Source organism: Variovorax sp. Varisp85 (assembly GCF_047304045.1).
In the GTDB taxonomy this organism is placed as follows: domain Bacteria; phylum Pseudomonadota; class Gammaproteobacteria; order Burkholderiales; family Burkholderiaceae_C; genus Variovorax.
On sequence record NZ_JBGLYN010000121.1, the window covers coordinates 1 to 6,205 of the forward strand.

Sequence of the window (6,205 nt, forward strand, 5' to 3'; positions counted from 1 at the left end):
ACAGCGGCATCGGCGGTATCGCGCCTATGTCCAGACTCAACTCGTCAAGAAACAACCTCTTGACGCTTCACACCTAGAAGTCTTCGAGCGGCAGGCCGACGTAGTTCTCCGCCAGCGAGGTAGAGGCGGCGGTCGAGTGCACGAGGTAGTCGAGTTCGGCCTCCTGGATCTTCTGGCCGAAGGCGCCCGTCTCCGGAAAGCGATGCATCAGCGAGGTGAACCACCACGAGAAGCGCTCGGCCTTCCAGACGCGACGCAGGCACAGGTCCGAGTAGCGATCCAGTGCCGAGGCCGACTTCTCTGCGTAGAAGATCTCGAACGCGCGCGACAGGTAGCCCACGTCGGCAGTCGCCAGGTTCAGCCCCTTGGCACCGGTAGGCGGCACGATGTGGGCTGCATCGCCCGCGAGGAACAGCGAGCCGAAGCGCATCGGCTCGGCGACGAAGCTGCGCAAGGGCGCAATGCTTTTCTCGAGCGAAGGCCCCGTCACCAAATGCGCGCGAGCTTCGGGATCGAGGCGCGCGCGCAGTTCGTTCCAGAAGGCTTCGTCGCTCCAGTTTTCCACGCGCTCTTCGGTCGGCACCTGCACGTAGTAGCGGCTGCGCGTGGCGCTGCGCATGCTGCACAGCGCGAAGCCGCGTTCGGTGTTGGCATAGATCAGTTCGTGCGACACCGGCGGCACGTCGGCCAGCACGCCGAGCCAGCCGAAGGGATAGATCTTCTCGTAGGTCTGGATCGCATCCGCCGGCACGCTCGCGCGGCTCACGCCGTGGTAGCCGTCGCAGCCGGCGATGAAGTCGCATTCGATCTCGTGCGTCCGGCCGTCCTTCTCGTAGCGCACGCGCGGCTTGCCCGAATCGAAGTCGTGCAGGCTCACGTTCGCGGCGCTGTAGATCGTCGTGAGGCCTTCCGCGGTGCGCGCTTCCATCAGGTCGCGCGTCACCTCGGTCTGGCCGTACACCGTCACCTGCTTGCCGCCCGTGAGGCTGTGCATGTCGATGCGGTGGCGCGCGCCCTTGAACAGCAGTTCGATGCCTTGGTGCGGGAGCCCCTCGGTCTTGGCGCGGCTGTCGACACCCGCTCGGGCCAGCAGGTCCATCGTGACCTGCTCCAGCACGCCGGCGCGGATGCGGCCCAGCACGTAGTCGCCGCTCTGGCGCTCGACGATGATGTTGTCGATACCTGCCTTGTGCAGGAGCTGCCCGAGCAGTAGGCCGGCTGGGCCGGCGCCGATGATCGCGACTTGTGTGCGCATGTTCGTGTCTCCGAGAGGGTTTCGTGGAGCGTAGGGCGCACTCGGCGGTCTGTGGGGACGCTGCGCGAGGCTCTGTGCGATCATGCGAATGCGTGCGCGATGATCGCGCAACAACTCGACCACAGACGACGAATGACCATCGCCAGAGCCGACTTCATCGAGGGCATCGCCAAGGGAATGGCGGTGCTCGAAAGCTTCGACACCGAACGCCAGCGCCTCAATGCCACGCTGGCCGCCGAGCGCGCCGGCCTCACGCGTGCCGCGGCCCGCCGGCACCTGCTGACGCTGGCCCACCTGGGCTACCTGGAAACCGATGGCAGCTATTTCTGGATGGCGCCGAAGGTGCTGCGCTTCTCGGGCAGCTACCTCGCTTCGTCGCGGCTGCCGCGCGCGCTGCAGCCCACGCTGAACCGGCTGGCGGCGCAGACCGGGGAGTCCTTCTCGGCCGTGGTGCTCGACGGCGAAGAGGCGGTCATCGTTGCGCGCAGCGGCAGCTACGGCACGCCGACGCGCGTGCTGGCCTACGGCCTGCACCTCGGTGCACGGCTGCCCGCGCATGCCACCTCCACCGGCCGGGTCCTGCTGGCGGCGATGGCGCCGACCCAGTTCACGCAGTGGCTCAAGGGCCGCCACCTCGCACGGCTCACGCCCCACACCGTGACGCAGGCGCGGGGCCTGCGGCAGCTGGTGGCGCAGGTGCGCAAGAACGACTATTGCTTTGCCAGCGAAGAGCACGAACTCGGCGTGCAGGCGCTGGCGGTGCCGCTGCGCGACATGCAGGGCCACACAGTGGCCGCGCTCAACGTGGTGCTGTCCGGCACCCGCTACCAGGAAGAGACGCTGCAGCGCGAGATGCTGCCGCTGCTGTTCGAGGCGGCGCGCGAAGTCCGCTCGCTCCTCTGATCTGAACTTTCGGCGCCGCCGCGGCCTCGAATCCCGAGAACGGACACACCCATGCGACTCCTCCTCCTCGAAGACGACGTGATGATCGGCGAAGCCGTGCTCGACCTGCTGCGCGCAGAGCAGTACGCGGTGGACTGGGTGAAAGACGGCGAGGCCGCCGAGTCGGCCCTGCGCACCCAGCAATACGATCTCGTGATGCTCGACCTCGGCGTGCCGCGCCGCGACGGCCTCGAGGTGCTGCGCAACCTGCGCGCGCGCAAGCAGCGCATGCCCGTGCTGATCGCCACCGCGCGCGACTCGGTGCAGCAGCGCATCGAAGGCCTGGATGCTGGCGCCGACGACTACGTGCTCAAGCCCTACGACCTCGACGAGCTGCTGGCTCGCATCCGCGCCTTGCTGCGCCGCGCGGCCGGGCGCGCCGAGCCGGTGTACGAGCACATGGGCGTGAGCATCAATCCCGCGACGCGGGAGGTGACGGTGGCGGGCCAGCCGGTGGTTTTGTCTGCGCGCGAGTGGGCGGTGCTGGAGCCCTTGCTGGCGCGGCCCGGCATGGTCCTGTCGCGCGCCCAGCTCGAGGAAAAGCTCTATAGCTGGAAGGACGAGATCAGCAGCAACGCGGTCGAGGTCTACGTGCACGGCCTGCGCAAGAAGCTCGGTGCCGAACTCATCCGCAATGTGCGCGGCGTTGGCTACATGGTGCCGAAGCTGTGACTCGCCCCCAGGCTTCGCGCACTTCGTGTCGCTTCGCCTACCCCCTGCCGAGGGCGACGCCTACGGCCCGGCTGAGCCGGTTCCATGTCGTCCCACGAACGGAGTGCGCATGAATAAGGTTTGGAGCTCATTGACCGGCTCGCTGCGCGCACGGCTGCTTTGGTTCCTGCTGGTGGCGATCGTGCTCGCCGCGGGGGCGCAAGCGCTCGTCGCCTACCGCACGGTGCTGGCCGAGGCCGACGACATCTTCGATTACCACATGCAGCAGATGGCCCTCTCGCTGCGAGCCGGCCTGCCGCCGAGCGCGGCGGTGGGCGGCATCGGCACCGGTGAACAGAACTTCGATTTCGTCGTGCAGGTGTGGACCGCCGACGGCGTGCGCATCTTCGAGTCCGCGGAGGAGGCCGCACTGCCGCAGCTCGCGGTGCTGGGCTTCGCCGACGTGCATGCGCGCGGCACCACCTACCGCGTGTTCTCGATGCAGACGCGCGGACTGGTGATCCAGGTGGCGCAGGACATGGCGGCGCGGCGCCACATGGCCGGCACGCTGGCCCTGCGCACCATCGCACCGGTCGCGCTGATGGCGCCGCTGCTGATGCTGGTCGTCTGGTGGGTGGTGAGCCGTTCGCTCGCGCCGGTGGCGCGCGTGCGCAAGCAGGTGGCGTCGCGGCAAGCCGACGACCTGTCGCCGGTGAGCGAGGAGGGGTTGCCCGAGGAGGTGCGCCCGCTGGTGCAGGAGTTGAACCTGCTGTTCGACCGCGTGCGCCACGCCTTCGATGCGCAGAAGCACTTCGTCGCCGATGCCGCGCATGAGTTGCGCTCGCCCCTGGCCGCGCTGAAGCTGCAGGTGCAGGGCCTGCAGCGCGCGCCCGACGGTGCGTCGCGCGACCTGGCCGTGAGCCGCCTGGTGGCGGGCATCGATCGCGCGACACGGCTGGTCGAGCAGATGCTCGCGCTGGCGCGGCACGAGGCCAGCATGGCGGCCGGCGCGAAGCCGGAGCCGGTCGACCTGTCCGAGGTGGCGCGCCTCGCGGTGTCCGACGCGGTGGCGGCGGCCCAGGCGCGCGGCATCGACATCGGCATCGCGCATGCCGATGCGGCCGTGGTCGACGGCCAGCCTGAGGCCTTGCGCATGCTGCTGCGCAACCTGCTCGAGAACGCGATCAAGTACACGCCGCTGGAGGGCCGCGTCGACATCGGCATCGCCCGGCAAGGCGACTCGGTCGAGCTCACCGTGGACGACAGCGGCCCGGGTCTGCCTCCGGCCGAGCGCGAGCGCGTGCTCGACCGTTTCTACCGCTCCGGTGAAACGCAGGCATCCGGCAGCGGCCTCGGACTGGCCATCGTCAAGTCGATTGCCGACCTGCATGGGGCAACGGTGGCACTCGATCAATCTCCGAGCCTGGGCGGCCTGCGGGTACGCGTCGTCTTCGTTCCTTCTCCCAGGGGGAGAGGGCTGGAACCGGGGGATGGACCCGGTTTAAGCGGCGCTTAAGTCGGGGGGGCGACATTCCTTTCATCGCATTGGCGTCCATACGCCCTGAAAGGAACCGACAAATGAACTCCCGTCTGACTTCGCCCCGCGCCCTGGTGATTGCCCTGGCGAGCGCGGGCGTGATCGGTGCCGTCGGTGCCGGTGCCTACACCAGTGCCCGTGCCGTGAGCGCGCCGACCACCAACGCCACCGCCGCGGCGCCCGCGGCCATGGTCACGCTGCCCGACTTCTCGACCATCACCTCGCGCGACGGCCCGGCCGTGGTCAACATCAGCGTGACGGGCACGATGAAGGCGTCCGACGACGAGGCGGCCGAGATGCAGGGCATCGACCCCGAAGACCCGATGTTCCAGTTCTTCCGCCGCTTCCAGGGCCAGATCAACCCGCGCGGCCAGCAGCAACAGCAGCGCGACGTGCCGGTGCGCGCCCAAGGCTCGGGCTTCATCGTCGACCCCAGCGGCATCATCATCACCAACGCCCACGTCGTGAAGGACGCGAAGGAGGTCACCGTCAAGCTGACCGACCGCCGCGAGTTCCGCGCCAAGGTACTCGGTGCCGACGCCAAGACCGACATCGCGGTGCTCAAGATCGATGCGAAGAGCCTGCCCGTGCTCGCGCTGGGCAACACCAAGGACCTGAAGGTCGGCGAATGGGTGCTGGCCATCGGCTCGCCCTTCGGCTTCGAGAACACCGTGACGGCCGGCGTGGTGAGCGCCAAGGGCCGCTCGCTGCCTGACGACAGCTACGTGCCCTTCATCCAGACCGACGTGGCCGTGAACCCCGGCAACTCCGGCGGTCCGCTGCTCAACACGCGCGGCGAGGTGGTCGGCATCAACTCGCAGATCTACAGCCGCAGCGGTGGCTACCAGGGCGTGTCGTTCGCGATCCCGATCGACGTGGCGATCCAGGTGAAGGACCAGATCGTCGCGACCGGCAAGGCCACGCACGGCCGGCTCGGTGTGGCGGTGCAGGAAGTGAACCAGGCCTTTGCCGATTCCTTCAAGCTCGACAAGCCCGAAGGCGCGCTGGTCTCCAACATCGAGAAGGGCGGCCCCGGCGACAAGGCGGGCCTGAAGGCGGGCGACGTGATCCGCAAGGTCGATGGCCAGGCCATCGTCTCTTCGGGCGACCTGCCCGCGGTGATCGGCCAGCAAGCGCCGGGCAAGAAGGTCGTGCTCGAAGTGTGGCGCCAGGGCGAACGCAAGGAGCTGCAGGCCAAGCTGGGCGATGCGAGCGACAAGCCCGCCAAGGTCGCGAAGGCCGATGCCGACGTGGGACAGGGCAAGCTGGGCCTGGCGCTGCGTCAGCTGCAGCCGCAGGAAAAACGCCAGGCCTCGGTCGAGAACGGTCTTCTGATCGAGGATGTCGGCGGTCCTTCGGCGCAGGCCGGGGTGCAGGCGGGCGACGTGCTGCTGGCCATCAACGGCACGCCGGCGCAGAGCGTGGAGCAGGTGCGCGAGGTGGTGGCGAAGGCGACCAACAAGTCGGTGGCGCTGCTGATCCAGCGCGGTGAAGACAAGATCTTCGTGCCCGTGCGGATCGGGTGAGGCTCAAGAAAGCCAACCGAGATTGCGCAGCAGGCGGGCGGCCCTGGGGCTGCCCGTCCAACAACAACTGGTTCGAGTCGCCGGCCGAGACGCGCTACTTCTGAGCGAGGCAGATGGGCCGGCGATGCGCCCCTACTTGCGGCGGCGCTGCGCCGCAGCCGCTTCTGGCGCGGAGGTCTGCGAAGGCGCCGCACCGCCATCCACGCCCAACCGGCCACCGCCGCCGAGGCCCTGGCCGCGCACCGTCTGCGCCTTGTAGTTGCGCAGCGAACGCACCATCTGGTTGAAGGCGTC

Annotated in this window: 5 protein-coding genes and 1 pseudogene; 4 read left to right on the forward strand and 2 right to left on the reverse strand. The window is 68.6% G+C overall.

The features are described from left to right. Positions 1-73 precede the first annotated feature (73 nt). On the reverse strand, positions 74-1,255 hold the full coding sequence (pobA, locus tag ACCC97_RS28375) for a 4-hydroxybenzoate 3-monooxygenase (protein WP_413336293.1): 1,182 nt from the start codon (positions 1,253-1,255) through the stop codon (positions 74-76). A gap of 132 nt (positions 1,256-1,387) precedes the next feature. On the opposite strand from pobA, the gene ACCC97_RS28380 reads away from it, so the two are divergent. The 4 genes from ACCC97_RS28380 (at position 1,388) to ACCC97_RS28395 (ending at position 5,911) form a co-directional block, all read left to right on the forward strand. Then, entirely contained in the window at positions 1,388-2,158 is a 771-nt protein-coding gene (locus tag ACCC97_RS28380; protein WP_007834214.1) for an IclR family transcriptional regulator C-terminal domain-containing protein, read from the forward strand. Positions 2,159-2,209: 51 nt separating this feature from the next. Continuing rightward, positions 2,210-2,869 carry a response regulator gene (locus tag ACCC97_RS28385; RefSeq protein ID WP_056518096.1) on the forward strand — a complete coding sequence of 220 codons (660 nt, stop codon included), beginning with the start codon at positions 2,210-2,212 and terminating at the stop codon, positions 2,867-2,869. Positions 2,870-2,978: 109 nt separating this feature from the next. After that, positions 2,979-4,364, forward strand: a complete 1,386-nt coding sequence (locus tag ACCC97_RS28390) for an ATP-binding protein (protein WP_413336295.1) — start codon at positions 2,979-2,981, stop codon at positions 4,362-4,364. A gap of 62 nt (positions 4,365-4,426) precedes the next feature. Then, positions 4,427-5,911 carry a DegQ family serine endoprotease gene (locus tag ACCC97_RS28395; protein WP_413336297.1) on the forward strand — a complete coding sequence of 495 codons (1,485 nt, stop codon included), beginning with the start codon at positions 4,427-4,429 and terminating at the stop codon, positions 5,909-5,911. 132 nt (positions 5,912-6,043) lie between these two features. Here the strand turns inward: ACCC97_RS28395 and ACCC97_RS28400 are convergent. Then, a pseudogene (locus ACCC97_RS28400) lies at positions 6,044-6,205 on the reverse strand (peptidoglycan-binding protein); the annotation flags it as partial.

Coding starts and splice junctions, on each gene's coding strand:
- ACCC97_RS28380 (WP_007834214.1), top strand. CDS start 1,388: ATGACCATCGCCAGAGCCGACTTCATCGAGGGCATCGCCAAGGGAATG.
- pobA (WP_413336293.1), bottom strand. CDS start 1,255: ATGCGCACACAAGTCGCGATCATCGGCGCCGGCCCAGCCGGCCTACTG.
- ACCC97_RS28385 (WP_056518096.1), top strand. CDS start 2,210: ATGCGACTCCTCCTCCTCGAAGACGACGTGATGATCGGCGAAGCCGTG.
- ACCC97_RS28390 (WP_413336295.1), top strand. CDS start 2,979: ATGAATAAGGTTTGGAGCTCATTGACCGGCTCGCTGCGCGCACGGCTG.
- ACCC97_RS28395 (WP_413336297.1), top strand. CDS start 4,427: ATGAACTCCCGTCTGACTTCGCCCCGCGCCCTGGTGATTGCCCTGGCG.